This window comes from Actinomadura opuntiae (assembly GCF_030283205.1).
In the GTDB taxonomy this organism is placed as follows: domain Bacteria; phylum Actinomycetota; class Actinomycetes; order Streptosporangiales; family Streptosporangiaceae; genus Spirillospora.
On record NZ_JASNWF010000020.1, the window covers coordinates 184,360 to 200,268 of the forward strand.

The following is a 15,909-nucleotide window of genomic DNA, read 5'->3' on the forward strand; positions in this document are numbered from 1 at the left end:
GCGATGCACCGGACACGCGCGCGGCTCTCCGACGGCCGCGAACTCGTCTACTACGACGAGAAGCCGGGGCGCGCCCCCGTCCCCGACCCGCGCGGGCTGCCGCCCGTCGAGCCGGTGTGCGAGGTCCGCCGCGACCCGCTGACCGGCGACCACGTGACGGTCACCGCGCACCGCAACACGCGCACGTTCCTGCCGCCGCCCGACCAGTGCCCGCTGTGCCCCGGCGGGCCCGCCTCGGAGATCCCCGACGACTCCTACGACGTCGCCGTCTTCGAGAACCGGTTCCCCTCGTTCGACGTCCGCACCCCCGCGGTGCCGCCCACGGTCGACGGCGCCGAGGTCTTCGCGCGGTTCCCGGGCGCGGGCCGCTGCGAGGTCGTCTGCTTCACCGACGACCACACCGCCGCGATGACGGACCTGCCCGCCTCCCGGGTCCGGACGGTCATCGACGCGTGGGCCGACCGCACCGCCGAGCTGTCGCAGATCCCGACCGTCCGGCAGGTGTTCGCCTTCGAGAACCGCGGCGTCGAGATCGGCGTGACCCTGCACCATCCGCACGGCCAGATCTACGCCTACCCGTTCATCACCCCGCGGACCGAGCGCGTGCTGGCGGCGGCGGCGCGGCGGCCCGGGCTCTTCGACGACGTGCTGAAGGCCGAGCGGTCCGGCAGCCGGGTCGTGCTGGCCGGCGAGCACTGGACGGCCTACGTGCCGGCCGCCGCCCGCTGGCCGGTCGAGGTCCACCTGATGCCGCACCGGCACGTCCCCGACTTCGCCGCCCTCGACGCCGGGGAGCGCGACGAGCTGGCCGTCCTCTACCGGGACCTGCTCCGCCGCTGCGACGCCCTGTACGACACGCCGCTCCCGTACGTCGCGGGCTGGCACCAGGCGCCGACCGGCGAGGGCCGCGACCTCGTCCGCCTGCACCTGGAGCTGTTCTCCATCCGGCGCGCCCCCGACAAGATCAAGTATCTGGCGGGGTCGGAGTCGGGCATGGCGGCGTGGATCAACGACGTCCCGCCGGAGGCCGCCGCCGCCCGGCTCCGCGAGGTCACCGCCGGCTGAGCGCCCGGATCACTGTCGGCTGAGCATCCGGGTCACTGTCGGCTGAGCGCCCGGGTCACTGCCGGCTGAGCGTCCGGGTGATCCCGGCGGCGATCGTCGTCGCGAGCACCCAGCCCGCGATGACCAGGCCGTTGGCCAGCCACTGGTGCCAGCCGGCGGGCTTGAACGCGTTCTGCTGCCCGAAGTCGATGATGGGCAGCAGCAGGTCCAGCGTGTAGAACAGCGCGTTGAACGGCGGATGCTCGTCGGCCTTGAGCGGCGCGGGCGGATGCGCCGCGAACACCGCCGTGCCCACCGCGAGCAGCCCGGCCAGCCACGCCGCCGCCCACATCGGCCGGAACCCGTACCCGACCGTCACGTCCTGCAGATACCCCCACAGCCGCGCGTACCGGGGCCGCGTCGACCGGTGCCGGCGCTGCTTGGCCAGCAGGACGTTCCGCGCCGCCCGGTCGTCGCCCGCCTGCCGGTACGCGGCGGCGAGCTGCTCGTACGCGTGCGGGACGTAGCCCTCCTCGTCCCGCTCCAGCATCGCGATGCGGGCCTTCGCGGGGAGCCGCGGCGTGAGCAGGCCGTACGTCAGGCCGTCCAGCCACACCGTCCCGCCGAGCGCGCCGGGCGCCGCGTGCAGCAGCCCGAAGCGGCCGCGCAGCAGGTTCACCGGGCCGTCGACCCGTGCCTCCCGCAGCCAGACCTCGCCGATCACCGCGCTCGTCGCCCGCAGCGCGCAGGACGCGTCGGACAGCCGCGCGCTCGTCAGCACCAGCAGCCCGGGGATCGCCGCGCCGCGCAGGCTCACCTCGCCCTCGATGCGCGCCCCGGTGGCGACCACGTCCGATCCCACGGAGAGGTTCTCGCCGTCGAACGCCCGCCCGCCCGGGGTCAGCAGCACGGCGCCCCTGAGGTTCACCATGCCCGTGACGGACGCGCCGTTCAGCCGGATCTGCCCGCGCGCCTCGAGGCCGGGCGCCCAGACGTCGTCCTCGACGGTGGAATGGTTGAGGTGCAGGACCTCCTTCCGCGCGCCGTCCTGCCCGAGCCGCGCGCGCTCCAGGAAGAAGGCGCCGGCCAGCCGCGCCCCGCCCAGGCGGACCTGCCCCGGGACGCGGCAGTCCGTGAGGCGCAGCACCCCGTCCATCCTGAGGGTCTCCGCCACCAGGCTCGGCAGGAAGGAGCCGCTGAGGTTCAGCTGCCGCAGGTGCGCGCCGTACAGCTCCGGCGCCTCGTCGAAATGGCAGCCCGACAGCCGCACCGGATGCCCGACAGCCGCGTACCGCAGGTCGAGCCGTCCCGAGATCCGCGCGCCGTTCACCCGCAGCGCCGCGACCTCCCCGTCGACCGCCGGCCTCAGCAGCAGCTTCCGCAGCACGCCCGCCCGGAGGGTCCTGGCGGGCCCCCAGCCGCCGCCGCGCTCCGGGTCGTCGTCGCCGTCCCGCAGATCCACCGGCAGACCCGTCGGGAACGCCCGCCACACGCGCCGCTCGACGGGGGTCAGATCGATCGGCTCCACGACCCTGGAACCTACCGGGCGACGGCGGTCACGCGGTGCCACCGGCCGCCGCCGCTGCGTTTTCGCGCACTTCGCGGAACGATCTCATCCCGGTGCCCTAGCCTCCCAGGCATGCCTGAATGCGTGCTGGCGCAGGGAGCGTTCGACGGCGTCGCCGCCACCGCCGCGGGACCGCCGCTGGCCTTCACCTCGCAGGCCGGCCAAGGCGCCAACATCGGCCAGGCCTGGGACCTGCGCACCCGCTCCGCGCTCGGCCCGCCGATCCCCGACTTCCCCGACCACCGCGCCGAATGGACGTTCGGCCTGCTGCCGGACGGCGCGCCGGTCGCCGCCTGGACGCACCGCGACCGCGTGCACGTCCACGACCTGTCCACCGGCGCCGAGTTCACCGTCGACGGGCAACCCGACCTGGTCGGACTCGCCGTCCACGAGGGCCGCGGCGCCGTCGTCGCCGTCTTCGGCCCCGCCAGTGACGCGAAGGTCGTCGTCTGGGACGCCCGCACCGGCGACCCCCGCGCCGAGTTCGGCATCTGGCTCGGCCACTGGACGGCCATCGACCGCTGGATCCTGCACGCCGTCCCCGCGAGCGGCCCCCTCGTCGGTCTCGCCTGCGACACCGAACGCGTCATCGGGATCCTCGACGTGGAACGCGAGGAGGAGGCGGCGTCCCTGCCGTCGTCCGGCTCCCACCCGGTGCTGGCGCCCGGCCCGGACGGGTCGCCGCTCCTCGTCCAGCCCGACGGCGCTTCGCTGCTCGTCCGCACCCTGGACGGCGACACCGCGGCCACCCTGACGGCCCCCGCCGACATCGGCCCGGTCGCCGCTTCTGTCGTCGACGACCGGTTCCTGGCGGCCGCCGCCGTCGCCGATGCCCTGGTGGTGTGGGACGCCGCGTCCGCCGTCCCGTCGCATCGGGCCCCGCTCCCGTCCACGGTGAACGACCTGGCGCTGACCACGGACGGCACCCTCGTCGCCGCCACGGACACCGGCCTCCACACCACCTCCCCATGACCGCCCTACGCGGCGCACCCCGCCCCGGCAGCCGCATCACCCGCCCTGTCCTCTACCTGGACGTCGACGGCGTCCTGAACCCGGACTCGCCCACGAGGTTCCGCCTTTGCCTTACGTGGCCATTTCCGCGTACGTGCCACGTGCTGACGACCCGTACACGCCGCTGCTCCAAATCCCGCGCACACGCAAATGGGCGCCGATCCTCCGGCACGCGGACGGTCGTCCATTCGCGTGGGTGGACGACGTCATTCCCTGGACGGTCAGGCGGCAAGCCCTCCGGCACCGCCGAGCCGTACGACTCATGCCTGTGAATCCGATCGAAGGCCTGACCCGCCGCCACGTGAACTCTCTACTTCACTGGGGCGCGAAATGGCGCAGCGGGCGGGCATTGCTGGAGTCCGCGTAGAGCCCGCGCCATCGGGTGCGAGTCCCGCGGAAGCGGAGCTTTGCCGCTCCGCAATACCGCGCACGCCATATCAACGGCAATCGATGCCGGCACCACAGGTGTGCCGTACGCTACCTCCTGACCGGCCGACTGCTGGCCCGCTGATTTAGCGTCATGCCAGTTCAGCTTGGTACTTCGAACCGGAGGAGTCGATGCGGGGATGACGGCAGAGCGACCGATGCCCACACAGGACGACGTGCTCGGATACTTCGACACGCTGTCGAACTGGGGACGGTGGGGCGACGATGACGAGCTCGGCACTCTGAACCACATCACCGACGACGTCCGGCTGGCAGCGGCGCGGGCCGTGCGCCACGGCAGGAGCGTGTCGTGCGCGTGGGAGGTCGCCGTACCCGAGGAGATGGAGCGGTCGACGACGACATGCCCGTGCGCCGCCGACATGCCAGGTGCCGAAAACATGCCGCTGCCCGGATTCCGTAACGACCGGCACTGGGGCTATTCGAACGAGCACCTCGGCATCACGTTCCACGGCAACACCATCACCCACATCGACTCGCCCTGCCACATCTACTGGGACGGCACGATGTACAACGGGCGGTCGCACTCGTTGGTCGACGCCGCAACGGGATCGGCGTGGGGCGCCGTCACGGCCGCGGCGAACGGAATCATCACGCGTGGTGTCCTGCTGGACATCGCGAAGGTCCGCGATGTGCCGTGGTTGGAACCGGGGCAGGGCGTGCATCCCGACGATCTCGAGGAGGCCGAGCGCCGCCAGGGCGTGCGGGTGCGGCCCGGTGACGCAGTACTCCTGCGGACCGGCTACGGCCGCGTCCGTCACGAGGCCGGTGAGGCCGGCGGTTTCACCCAGGCCGGCTGGCATGCGTCCTGCTTGCCGTGGCTGCATGAACGCCAGGTCGCGCTGATCGCCGCTGACACGCCCCAGGACGTTCAGCCGTCGGGATACGAAGACCTGGCGATGCCGGTGCACACCGTGGGCCTCGTCGCGATGGGCCTATGGCTGGTCGACAACTGCGACCTGGAGGCGTGCGCGACGACCGCCGCCGAACTCGGCCAGTGGGACTTCCACCTCGCAGTCGCGCCGGTCCGCTTCGCCGGCACGTCCGGCAGCCCGGTCAACCCGATCGCCACATTCTGACCGCAGGACTCGCGTCCGATCCCTCATGCGTATCTGCTGCGCGGCACGTCGAGGATCACGTCCACCAACGCGCGGCGGGTATGCCTCTCCGGCTGGCGTCTGGTCTGTGCTTTGGCAGCAGTAGTTCGAGTGGAGCCCATTGCTTGTCGCTTGTGTCTTGAGTCACCCAGACGCGCTGATCCTTCACGCTCCTAGAGTTGGCGCGGGCATTCGGGACGGGTGCAAGCACGTTTGGGGCAGAGGCGAGGGGTTGGCCGTGCGGTGGGGTGGCGCTGGCGTACGGGGCCGCCCCTCCAAAGTCAAGGGCGCCTTCGGCGTCGCTTCGCGATGGACTTCGTCCACCCTTGACTTTGGAGCCTCTGCGGCCCCTGAGGCAGCGCCAAAGGGGCAGGCTCCGCCTGCCCCGCCCGGGTCGCGCCACCCCACCGCCCCCATCCGTACGCGTGCTCGACAAACCACCCCAAAGGAACAATTCGCCGACCAGGTAAAGGCGGGGGAATTCAGGGCGCACTGAGCAATATTTTTCCACTGATCAGCAAAGAAGAAGCCCTCCTCTCGGCGCGCAATTGTCGGTCACTTGGGGTACACTTTAGGTATGCAGTCAGCGACGGTCGACCTTGAGGGCGCGTCCACCATGGAATTGGTGAACGCGCTCTCGACGATCGCCACTGAACTCGCCCAGCGAGAGGCTCCCGAATCGGCGGCAGCGTGTCTGGAACTGACCGAGGATCTGGCCGCCGCCTGCGATATGCAGGAAAGCGCCCTGGCCGGTTTCATCGGCCGCGTCGATGCCACCGGAGAGCAGCAACGCTGGGGATTTCCCTCCACGCGGGCATGGCTACGGTCGAGGCTGGGGATGCGGGAGAACCGTGCCAAGGAACGCCTCGTGTTGGCCCGGCAGCGCCATCGCCTGCCGCAGGTGACCGAGCGGCTCGTCTCCGGGGAACTGTCCTACGGCTACGCCGCCACCATCAGCGACTCGGTCGCCCGCCTGGACGAGGAAGAGTGCGCCGAGGCCGAACGGACCCTGCTGGGGTTCGTCGACCAGGGCTTCTCACCGGGGAAGGTCGGCGTGTTCGGCAATCGCATCCGCGATGTCATCGCCGAGAACAACGGCACCGACCGCGAACCCGAGGACGCCAAGCGCGGTTACGCCAAGTCCTGGATCACCAGCTCCGGTTCGTTGGACGGCGGCCGGTACATCAAGGGGTGGCTGAACGCCGAGGATGCCGCGATCTGGGACGGCACGCTGGCTCCACTGGCCAAGCCGGCCGGGCCCGAGGACCACCGCGACGTCGCCGAGCGGACGGCGGCGGCGCTGTCGAGTGTGCTGTCGGGCGGCCACAAGGCCACCAAGGTCACCGTCATCTGCGACCTGGAGACCCTCACCGGCGGCAACGCTCCGGGCCGTCTCATCGACGGGACGCCGATCCCGGCCGAGCAGGTGCGCCGCATCGCTCTTGCGGCCGGTGTATCGCCGCTGATCCTGGGACGCGGCCACAACCCGCTGTACTTGGGGTACCGGGAGCGGTTCGCCAGCCCGGCCCAACGCCGGGTCTTGGAGACGCTGTATCCGACGTGTGCGGTGCGGGAGTGTGAGATTCCGGGGACGTTGTGCGAGGTCGACCACGTCCACGGCTGGGCCTTGGGTCACAGTCCGACCGACATTGATCAGCTCACGCTCACCTGCGGGTGGCACAACCGCTTCAAACACACCAGCCCACACCAGATCGGGATCAGCAAAGATCCCGACGGGCGGTATGTGTACCGGCTCCTGCCGCCACCCGACGCCAGGTCAAGAACCCGGACTGGAAATGGGCCACCGGGCGCACTCGGCCCACCCGACACCACCTTCGACTGGGCCGCATAACCACCCCACCTCCACGCCACCGGTTCGCCCGATCCGCCTTGGGATCTCGGGCGAACCGGCATGCCCACATCGCCTACCCGCCCTCCACTGCTCCGTCAGCAGTGGGCGCGGCCAGGCCAGCAGAACCGGACCCCTCACCATTGCCTCGTCGCGGCGCGCGCGGCCCCACCGCGCTATACCGCCGCAGACCTCATCGCCCTTCACCAACGGCACAGACAGGCCGCCCCTGAGGCAGCTCGAGCAGGGCGTATCTCAAAGGCAGGCCAGCCAGTCGTGACGGCGAGTTCGGGTCGGTGTTACCTGGCGCGGCAGTCCGGGCAGAAGTTGCGCGCGAGATCTTCTTCCTCGGCGACACCTGCGACGCCGAGGCCGCACACCGGATGCGCGTGGTGAACGCTGATGGCGGCGATGCAGAGGACGCCCTCATACCGGGTGGTCACGGCACGGTGGCCCAGCTCGCACGACAGCGGCGGGCGTTCACCGCGACTGCCCTTGCCCCTGCTTCTTGCGGTTGCGGGCCTGGGCGGCCCTGGCCGCGATAGCGCAGCCGATCCTGCGTCTATGCAGGTAGGTGCGGTTGGCGCGGGAATCCGTTGGCCTTGTCGGCACGGGCCCGGTCGGAACGGTTGCCAGGACGCTCCGGCCCGACACAGGGAACACGCTGATGCGCTCCAGGACGGCAGGGGGCCGCAGGAGTGGCGCGCCCATCAGCTCCTTGGTCTCTCCTGAACGCAGGAAGGAAGGCGACCTGGCCCGACCTACCCTGCTCGGAGTGAGATCGGCACCTCATGCACGCTGGGCATGCTCTTCCGAGCTGCTTCTTGGTCCTCTGGTTCGGGGGCGGTGGGGTGGCGCGACCCGGGCGGGGCAGGCGGAGCCTGCCCCTTTGGCGCTGCCTCAGGGGCCGCAGAGGCTCCAAAGTCAAGGGTGGACGAAGTCCATCGCGAAGCGACGCCGAAGGCGCCCTTGACTTTGGAGGGGCGGCCCCGTACGCCAGCGCCACCCCACCGCACGGCCAACCCCACCACCTCTGCCCTGAACACCCTTCTCTTCGTGTCCGTCCTCCCCGCCGCTGAATTTCTCCCCACTGGTCGGCACATCCCGCAACGTGTTCCGTAATCGAGGCAGGGCGCGGGTGACCGATGTTGCGCGCGGGTCGGTGGCGAGGACGGCGAGGCAGGGCAGTCGCCGGGATTGTGGTTCCGGGCGAGTGGAGCGTTGCTCAGACAGGGGTCAACCAGGGCCGGAAGGACCACACCGAGCACAGGTCTGGCAGCCGTACAAAGACAGAGGCCGCCGGCGCGCGCGAAAGAGCGCGCCGGCGGCCAGAGCCGGAGGAGCGGGTCAGCGTTTGGCGATGCGGTATTGGAGGCGCGCCTCGCGGGGTGTGATGGCGCGGTCGAGGAAGGTCAGGCCGTCCATGCGGCAGTTGCAGGGGTTCTTCTCGCTGGTGTTCTGCGGGTAGCTGCCGCCGATCTTGATGCCGCGCGGGTCGGTGGCGGAGGTGAGGTGCGGGCTCGGCGTGCCCTGGAGCTTCCAGGGGTCGCCGGAGACGGTGTAGAAGCCGTCCACCGGCTCGCCGTCCTTGTAGAGCGCCATCGTGCCGGTGTCGTAGTCGAAGGTGGCGGCGAGGTGCACCCAGGTGTTCTGCGGCAGCAGCGACTGCCAGTCGTCGCTCGCGGCGAAGGTCTGCGAGCTGCCGCCGTCGAGGCGGCGGCCGAGGGCGACCAGGCGCAGGGTGCCGGAGACGTCGATGATCTCCAGCAGGGCGCGGACGGCGTGGCCGTCGGAGTCGCCGGTGAGGACGCCGATGAGGCCGACCGCGTTGTAGACGTCGTCGGGGTTCGCGGTGTTGGTGTTGGGGGACGGGTTGGTGCCGGTCATCTTGAACCAGCCGGCGACGGTGGCGCCGCGCGCGGCGTTGTAGGCGCGCAGGGACGGGACGCCGGACGCGGAGTAGACGCCGGCCTTCCAGTCGTCGTTGCCCGCCGTGGACGGGTTCACCTGGCCGAGCTGGATGGCGTGCCGGCGCGCGCCGTCCCGGACGCGCATCGCCGCGCCGCCGTTGATCAGGTCGATGGTGGTGCCGGAGCGGCCGAGGTCGCGTTCCTGGGCGGCGTTGCCGCGGACGGGATGCTCGAAGTCGTAGTAGGCGACGAGGTTCTTCTTCAAGGACGGGGCGACGCCCGGCGCCGGGGACGCCTGGGCGGGGGAGGCGAGTGAGGCGGCGACGACGGACGCGCCGAGCAGGGCGGTCGCGGCCGTGACGCGGCGGCGGAGCAGCATGGAGGGTCTCCTTCCGGTGCCCCGGGGCGGGCGGGACCGCGCCCGCCCGCCCCGGAGAGGCCGTTACCGTGCCGGGTTCGCGTGGACGGTGAGGTCGCGGAGCCGTCCGATGTTGTCGAACGATCCGAACCCGACGCGTCCCGAGGTGAAGGTCTTGTCGAGGGCGGTCATGGCGGGACGGGCGGAGCCGTCCACGTAGACCGCGATCTCGCCGGTGCCGGCGCAGTGGGTGACGCGGACGCGGTGCCAGTCGGCGTCGGTGATGGTCGGCGGGGCGCCGTGCGAGCGGTTGGCGTTCCACTGCTGGTCGATGCGCAGCCGGTCCGCTCCGTTGACGACGAAGATGCCGTTGTGCGGGTAGATGCTGTTGTCGGTGGACAGGTGCGCGTAGTAGAAGTGCGTGTCGTCCTGGTAGCCGAAGACGATGATGACGTCCCGGTTGACGATGTCGACCGGAGTGTCGAGCCGCACCTCGGCGTCGATCTTCGACGAGCCGAGCACCGGCCCGGACTTCAGCACCGCGTACTCGAAGGGGCGGCGCGGCCCGGGGCGCTCGGAGCCGGCCTCGGCGAGGACGACCTCCTTACCGGGGAACCGCCACTTCGACGGGGTGACGGGGGCCCAGTTGTCGGCCGCCATGAGGCGGCTCTCGCGGATCTCGTTCGGGCGGCAGCCGGCGTAGCTCTTGGTGCCGACGACCTTCCAGATCTTGCCGTTGGCCTTGGCGAGCAGGTAGGGCTCGCCCTTGGCGTCCGAGCCGTAACGCAGGTCGACGCGGTCGTTGCCGGCGAGCTGCTTCATCGTGACGGGGTTGCCCTGGGTGTCGTAGGCCGCGAGCGAGTAGATCTGCGCGCGGTTCTTGCCGGCCGGGTCCCGCTTCATCTCCGACTCTTCGGTGTACATGAGCCGGCCGTCGACGATGTCGGTGAACAGGTACTTGCCGCGCAGGGCGGGGAGTGCGGCGCCGCGGTAGACGTATCCGCCGGAGATCGCGTGCCCGGTGTCGCTGGTGCAGTTCCAGTCGGCGGGCGGGTCGTGGTCGTAGGCGGCGACCGGGTAGTCGTAGTTGTTCTTCGCGTCGTCGGCGGGCAGCGGGTACAGGTGGCAGCGGTCGTCCTTGCGGAACGTGAACGCGCCCTCGCGCTCGCTCCAGCCGATGTTGTCGCCGGACTTCAGCTCGTGGATCGACTCGATCTCGTGCTCGCCGATGTGGGCGAGGAACATCCGGTGCGTGCCGCCGGTGTCCCAGCTGAAGCGGTGCGGGTCGCGCATGCCGTAGGCGAAGATCTCGCCGACCTTGCCGGACTGCCCGGCGAACGGGTTGTCGGCGGGGATGCCGTACTTGCCGTTGGCGGAGTCGTTCCCGGACGGGTCGATGCGCAGGATCTTGCCCTGCGGGACGCCGAGGTTCTGCGGGTCACCGCCGTTGTCGCCGACGTTGCCGTTGCCGCCGTCGCCGACCGACAGGTAGAGCTTGCCGTAGTCGGCGGAGCCGGGCTTGGCGTTGGGGTTGAAGTCGATCTGCTGCAGGTTGTGGATGCGGCCGGCGAAGCCGATGCGCAGCAGCTCGCGGTGGGTGCCGTGGAAGGTCTGCGCCTTCGGGTCGTCGGCGGTCCACTCGTCGACGACGCCGTGGAAGGCGGTCTTGGGCTGCGCGGTGAGGTCCGGCGTCTTGGTCGTGAGCGCGTTCCCGGCCTCGACGTGCGTGGTGTAGAACTTGCCGTTCTTCTTGAAGTCGGGGTGGAAGGCGACGAAACCGAAGCCCTGGCCGAGCCCCTGCGCGGAGAAGAAGTCGGGGAAGGCGGCCTTGACGTCGAGGTAGACGTGCGACTTCCCGCTCTGCTTGTCGAGGAAGTACAGGTTGCCGTTCAGGTCCGGCACGTACAGCCGGCCCGAGTGGTCGGGCAGCTCACCGACGTAGTTGATGCGGTTCCAGCGGTCGAGCCGCGGGTCGGTGGGCGGTGCGGAGGGCTGCGACTTGGGCAGCTGGGCGACCTCCTTGAGCACCAGGCCGAGCCCGGACGGGGCGGGGTCGTCGGGGATGGGGTCGAGGATCGGGGCGTCGTCGCGCGCCTGCGCACCGGCCGGCAGCACGGTGATCAGGGCGGCGAGCAGCGCCAGGGTCGTCAGCAGGCACCATCTCAGTCTTTGCATTTCCGGCCGTCCAAGGGTGGGGGGTCGGTTGGGGGACGGAGAGAACTGGAAAGCGCTTTCTGGAAGCGCTTTCACGAACGTACGACCGGCGTCCGCCTCCGTCAAGAACGAATTCGGAGCCGGTTCCGGGAGCGGGTCGGCAGGGAGTGGACCAGCGTCGCGGCGGCCGACACGGCGAGGCCGACCGGCGCCGCGGCCGCGTGGCCCGCGAGCGTCAGCGCGACGGCGAGCGCCGCGCCCGGCGCCCAGATCCAGGTCGGGACGGGGCGCGCGGGCCGTCCCCGCCGGCGCCGCGCGGCCTCGGCGGCCATCGGCGGGACGAGCGCGGGCAGCGCGGCGGCCAGCACCGTCAGCCAGTCCAGCAGCATCCGGTCGACGCGCAGCGCGGCCAGCACCGCCCCGGGCGCCGCGACCGCCAGCACGCCCCACGCCCGCGCGCCGAACCGGCCGCCCTCTGGGAGGAAGCGGCGGACGGCGAGGGCGCCGGAGTGCACGGCGGCGAGCGTCGGCGCGACCACGGACGCGGCGACGAACAGGTTCGCGGCGGGCAGCCCGTCCGGCCCGGCCAGCACCGCGACGACGTCGGTGGAGCCGCTGGCGGCCGCGACGCCCGCGCCGACCACCGACGCGGCGAGCGCGGGCCCGACCAGCAGCGCGACGCAGGCCGCGAGGTCGCCGCGGCCGCGCAGGCCGGCGGTGAAGTCCGGCGCCCGGACCGCGAACACCGACACGTAGCCGATGTATCCGGCCAGGTCGGCGGCCAGCCCGGCGAGCGGGCCGTCCCGCGCGAACGACACCGGGGACGCGGGCGGCGGCAGCTTCACCGCGACGATCCCGATGAGCGCGATGGCGGTCAGGGTGGTGGCGACGGCGATCGCGTTCCACCGCCCGCCGCCCGCGAGGAGCACCGCGACCAGCGGGACGGTCAGCGCGCAGACGCCGGCCGCGTCCGGCAGTCCCGCGAGCGCGGCGAGGGCCGCGCCGCCGAGCCCGACGTTGAAGCCGAACCAGCCCGCCATCGCGACCGCGAGCAGCGCGGTGAACGCGCGCTCGGCGAGCGGCGGCAGGTAGCGCGGCGCCAGCTCCGCCATGCCGGCGCCCTCGCCGGCGGGCGGGCGCAGGCCGAGCCGTCCCTGCGCGGCGAGCAGCGCGGTCATCACGGCACCGCCGACCGCGAGCACGACGACGGGCAGCGCGCCGCCGTGCCGCCCGCCGACCTGCGCGCCGAGCACCAGCGCGCCCGGCGCCGTCCCGATCCCGAGCCACGCCCCCGACGCCGACCGCCACGTCCGCCCCCCGCCGGACGCCGAGTCGCGGCGAGTCGTCGTTATGCGCGCCGTCATAACGGCGACTCGCCGCAAGTGAACGTCGTTCGGGACGTCATTCGACGTGCCGGCCGAAGCGGGACAGGGCGAGGGCGAGGGCGTCCGGACCGGGCATGGACCACAGCTCGTCGTTGAAGATCTCCACCTCGATCGGCCCGGTGTAGCCGGTGGCGTCCACGGCCTCGCGGAACCGGCGCAGCTCGACGCAGCCGTCGCCGAGCATGCCGCGCCCGGTCAGCACGCCCTCGGGCAGCGGCGTCACCCAGTCCGCGACCTGGAACAGCGCGATCCGGCCCTCCGCGCCCGCGCGCGCGATGCCGTCCCACACGGCCGGGTCCCACCACAGGTGGTAGGTGTCGACCATGACGCCGACCTGGGCCGGGGGGAAGGGCGCCGCCAGGTCGAGGGCCTGGCCGAGGGTGGAGACGACGCACCGGTCCGAGCAGTACATCGGGTGCAGCGGCTCCAGAGCGAGCCGGACGCCGTGCTCGCCCGCGTACGGCGCGAGCTCGGCGAGCAGGTCGGCGACCCGCGACCGGGCGGCGTCCAGGTCCCGGGACCCCTCCGGCAGGCCCCCGCTGACCAGGCACAGGACGGGTGCGCCCAGCGCCGCGGCCTCCTCGACGGCGCGCCGGTTGTCCTCCAGCGCGTCCGGCCGCTGGAAGAACCCGCCCCGGCACAGCGAGGTGACGGCCAGGCCGTGCTCCTGGACGAGCTTGGCGGTGCGGGTCAGCCCGTACTCGGCGACGGGCTCGCGCCACAGGCCCACGCCCGCTCCGGCCGCCGCGCAGCCGGCGAGCAGGTCGGGCACGGGCCAGTGCCGGGTCGTCCACTGGTTGAGGCTGAACCTGGTCATGCGGCTCCTTGGACGGTCAGCCAGGCGCGCATCCGGGCGGCGGCCAGGTCCGGGTCGGGGAAGAGCCCCGCCGCGTCGGCGAGCCGGAACAGTCGGGACAGGTGCGGGACGGACCGCGCCGACTCCAGCCCGCCGACCATCCGGAAGTGCCGCTGGCGGCCGGCCAGCCAGGCGAGGAACACGACGCCGGTCTTGTAGTAGAAGGTGGGGGTCTCGAAGAGGTGCCGGGCGAGCGGCAGGGTCGGCGCGAAGATCGCGTCGTAGTCGTCCGAGCCCTTGTCGAGGGCGTGCAGCGCGGCGGCGGCGGCCGGGGCGATCGGGTCGAAGATGCCGAGCAGCGCGTCGCTGTGCCCCTCGGCGTCCCCCTTGATCAGCTCCGGGTAGTTGAAGTCGTCGCCGGTGTAGAGCCGGACGCCGGACGGCAGCCGCCGCCGGAACGCGATCTCCCGGTCCGCGTCCAGCAGCGAGATCTTCACGCCGTCGACCGCCGCGGCGTGCTCGCCGATCAGCGCCAGGACCGCGTCGGCGGCGGCGTCCAGGTCGGACGAGCCCCAGTAGCCCTCCAGCGCCGGGTCGAACATCGGCCCGAGCCAGTGCAGGACGGCCGGGTTCCGCAGCTGCGGCAGCAGCCGCCCGTACACCGCCGCGTAGTCCTCCGGCCCGCGCGCGGCGGCGGCGAGGTGGCGGCTCGCCATCAGCACCGGGACGGCCCCGGCGCCCTCGACGACGCCGAGCTGCTCCTCGTACGCGGCCGTGATCTGCTCCAGCGTGGCGGGGCCGGGCGGGAGCTGGTCGGTGCCCGCGCCGCAGACGATCCGGCCGCCGACTGAAAGCGCTTCCTCACTGCTGCGCACGATGAGCTCGCGGGTCGTCGCCCAGTCCAGCCCCATGCCGCGCTGCGCGGTGTCCATCGCCTCCGCGACGCCCAGCCCGTACGACCACAGGTGGCGGCGGAACGCCAGCGTCGCGTCCCAGTCCAGCGAGTCGCCGAACGGGTCGACGACCACGTGCGCGGCGGCGTAGGCCACCCGCGACGACGGCGGCCCGGGCGGCGGGGGATAGGCGCGCGGCTCGCCCATCGTGTACGGGACGAGCGTCCCGTCCGGCTCCGGCAGCTCGATCTTCATCGCCGCAGCTCCGGCACCTCGAGGCGGCGGCCCTCGCGCCACGCCTTCAGCCCCAGCTCGGCGAGCTGCACGCCGCGCGCGCCCGCGTAGAAGTCCCACGCGAACGGCGCGTCCTCGGTGACGTGCCGCAGGAACATCTCCCACTGCGTCTTGAAGCCGTTGTCGAACTCGGTGTTGTCGGGGATCTCCTGCCACTGCGCGCGGAAGTCCTCGGTCGCCGGCAGGTCCGGGTTCCACACCGGCTTCGGCGTCATCGACCGGTGCTGGACGCGGCAGCGCCGCAGCCCCGCGACCGCCGAGCCCTCCGTCCCGTCCACCTGGAACTCGACCAGCTCGTCGCGGAACACCCGGGTCGTCCAGGACGAGTTGATCTGCGCGACGATCCCGCCGTCCAGCTCGAAGACCCCGTACGCGGCGTCGTCGGCGGTCGCCTCGTAGGGCTTGCCGTCCTCGTCCACCCGCTCGGGGATGTGCGTCGCGCCGAGCGCCTGCACCGACCGGACCGGCGCGATCGCGTCGAGCACGTACCGCCAGTGGCAGAACATGTCGAGGATGATGCCGCCGCCGTCCTCGGCCCGGTAGTTCCAGGACGGCCGCTGCGCCTCCTGCCAGTCGCCCTCGAACACCCAGTAGCCGAACTCGCCGCGCACCGACAGGATCCGGCCGAAGAAGCCGCCGTCGATCAGCCGCTTGAGCTTCAGCAGCCCCGGCAGGAACAGCTTGTCCTGCACCACGCCGTGCTTGATGCCGGCCTCGTCGGCGAGCTTGGCCAGCGCGAGCGCGCCGTCCAGGTCTTCGGCCAGCGGCTTCTCGGTGTAGACGTGCTTGCCGGCCGCGACCGCCTTGCGGATCGCCTCGACGCGGGCGCTGGTGACCTGCGCGTCGAAGTAGACCTCGACGTCCGGACGGGCCAGCGCCTCGTCCAGGTCGGTCGTCCAGGCGTCCAGCCCGTGCCGCGCTGCGAGGTCGCGCAGCTTCACCTCGGACCGTCCGACCAGCACCGGCTCCGGCCACAGGTCGGTGCCGTCCGCCAGCCGCAGCCCGCCCTGCTCGCGGATCGCGAGGATCGACCGCAGCAGGTGCTGCCGGTATCCCATCCGGCCGGTGACGCCGTTCATGACGATCCCGATGGACTTGCGTGCCATC

At 72.1% G+C, this 15,909-nt stretch carries 11 protein-coding genes; 4 read left to right on the forward strand and 7 right to left on the reverse strand.

Annotated features, from left to right (window positions below):
* Window positions 1–3 precede the first annotated feature (3 nt).
* The gene (gene galT / locus QP089_RS36595; RefSeq protein WP_285918169.1) at window positions 4–1,065 is read left to right on the forward strand and encodes a galactose-1-phosphate uridylyltransferase; all 1,062 of its coding nucleotides are present in this window, start codon (window positions 4–6) and stop codon (window positions 1,063–1,065) included.
* A gap of 55 nt (window positions 1,066–1,120) precedes the next feature.
* Here galT and QP089_RS36600 read toward each other — a convergent pair whose 3' ends face one another.
* Window positions 1,121–2,572, reverse strand: a complete 1,452-nt coding sequence (locus QP089_RS36600) for a hypothetical protein (protein WP_285918171.1) — start codon at window positions 2,570–2,572, stop codon at window positions 1,121–1,123.
* Window positions 2,573–2,683: 111 nt separating this feature from the next.
* On the opposite strand from QP089_RS36600, the gene QP089_RS36605 reads away from it, so the two are divergent.
* The 3 genes from QP089_RS36605 to QP089_RS36615 all read left to right on the forward strand — a co-directional run bounded on the left by QP089_RS36605 (window position 2,684) and on the right by QP089_RS36615 (window position 7,015).
* Entirely contained in the window at window positions 2,684–3,583 is a 900-nt protein-coding gene (locus QP089_RS36605; protein ID WP_285918173.1) for a hypothetical protein, read from the forward strand.
* A gap of 623 nt (window positions 3,584–4,206) precedes the next feature.
* Window positions 4,207–5,145: a cyclase family protein gene (locus QP089_RS36610; RefSeq protein ID WP_285918174.1), complete on the forward strand. Its 939-nt coding sequence runs from the start codon at window positions 4,207–4,209 to the stop codon at window positions 5,143–5,145.
* A 595-nt stretch (window positions 5,146–5,740) separates the two neighbouring features.
* Complete coding sequence (locus tag QP089_RS36615) at window positions 5,741–7,015, forward strand: HNH endonuclease signature motif containing protein (protein WP_285918175.1); 1,275 nt, start codon at window positions 5,741–5,743, stop codon at window positions 7,013–7,015.
* A gap of 1,344 nt (window positions 7,016–8,359) precedes the next feature.
* Here QP089_RS36615 and QP089_RS36620 read toward each other — a convergent pair.
* From QP089_RS36620 to QP089_RS36645, 6 genes are all read right to left on the reverse strand, one after another.
* Window positions 8,360–9,301, reverse strand: coding sequence for a LamG-like jellyroll fold domain-containing protein (locus QP089_RS36620; RefSeq protein WP_285918177.1), 942 nt, complete (start codon window positions 9,299–9,301; stop codon window positions 8,360–8,362).
* Between the two features lie 63 nt (window positions 9,302–9,364).
* Window positions 9,365–11,455, reverse strand: coding sequence for a PQQ-dependent sugar dehydrogenase (locus tag QP089_RS36625; protein WP_285918179.1), 2,091 nt, complete (start codon window positions 11,453–11,455; stop codon window positions 9,365–9,367).
* 101 nt (window positions 11,456–11,556) lie between these two features.
* A complete protein-coding gene (locus tag QP089_RS36630; RefSeq protein ID WP_285918180.1) occupies window positions 11,557–12,798 on the reverse strand; it encodes a purine-cytosine permease family protein in 1,242 nt (413 codons plus the stop codon).
* 37 nt (window positions 12,799–12,835) lie between these two features.
* Window positions 12,836–13,636: a sugar phosphate isomerase/epimerase family protein gene (locus QP089_RS36635; protein WP_285918181.1), complete on the reverse strand. Its 801-nt coding sequence runs from the start codon at window positions 13,634–13,636 to the stop codon at window positions 12,836–12,838.
* Entirely contained in the window at window positions 13,633–14,763 is a 1,131-nt protein-coding gene (locus QP089_RS36640) for a dihydrodipicolinate synthase family protein (RefSeq protein ID WP_285918183.1), read from the reverse strand. Before QP089_RS36640 ends, QP089_RS36635 begins: the two co-directional genes overlap by 4 nt.
* Window positions 14,760–15,908 (reverse strand): Gfo/Idh/MocA family protein, encoded by a 1,149-nt coding sequence (locus tag QP089_RS36645; protein WP_285918185.1) that lies wholly within the window; start codon window positions 15,906–15,908, stop codon window positions 14,760–14,762. The genes QP089_RS36640 and QP089_RS36645 overlap by 4 nt, the downstream gene beginning before the upstream one ends.
* Window position 15,909: the final 1 nt, after the last annotated feature.

Bases quoted from the DNA above. Each gene is read 5' to 3' on its own strand.
- galT (WP_285918169.1), top strand. From the start codon at position 4: ATGCACCGGACACGCGCGCGGCTCTCCGACGGCCGCGAACTCGTCTAC.
- QP089_RS36605 (WP_285918173.1), top strand. From the start codon at position 2,684: ATGCCTGAATGCGTGCTGGCGCAGGGAGCGTTCGACGGCGTCGCCGCC.
- QP089_RS36610 (WP_285918174.1), top strand. From the start codon at position 4,207: ATGCCCACACAGGACGACGTGCTCGGATACTTCGACACGCTGTCGAAC.
- QP089_RS36615 (WP_285918175.1), top strand. From the start codon at position 5,741: ATGCAGTCAGCGACGGTCGACCTTGAGGGCGCGTCCACCATGGAATTG.
- QP089_RS36620 (WP_285918177.1), bottom strand. From the start codon at position 9,301: ATGCTGCTCCGCCGCCGCGTCACGGCCGCGACCGCCCTGCTCGGCGCG.
- QP089_RS36625 (WP_285918179.1), bottom strand. From the start codon at position 11,455: ATGCAAAGACTGAGATGGTGCCTGCTGACGACCCTGGCGCTGCTCGCC.
- QP089_RS36630 (WP_285918180.1), bottom strand. From the start codon at position 12,798: ATGACGGCGCGCATAACGACGACTCGCCGCGACTCGGCGTCCGGCGGG.
- QP089_RS36635 (WP_285918181.1), bottom strand. From the start codon at position 13,636: ATGACCAGGTTCAGCCTCAACCAGTGGACGACCCGGCACTGGCCCGTG.
- QP089_RS36640 (WP_285918183.1), bottom strand. From the start codon at position 14,763: ATGAAGATCGAGCTGCCGGAGCCGGACGGGACGCTCGTCCCGTACACG.
- QP089_RS36645 (WP_285918185.1), bottom strand. From the start codon at position 15,908: ATGGCACGCAAGTCCATCGGGATCGTCATGAACGGCGTCACCGGCCGG.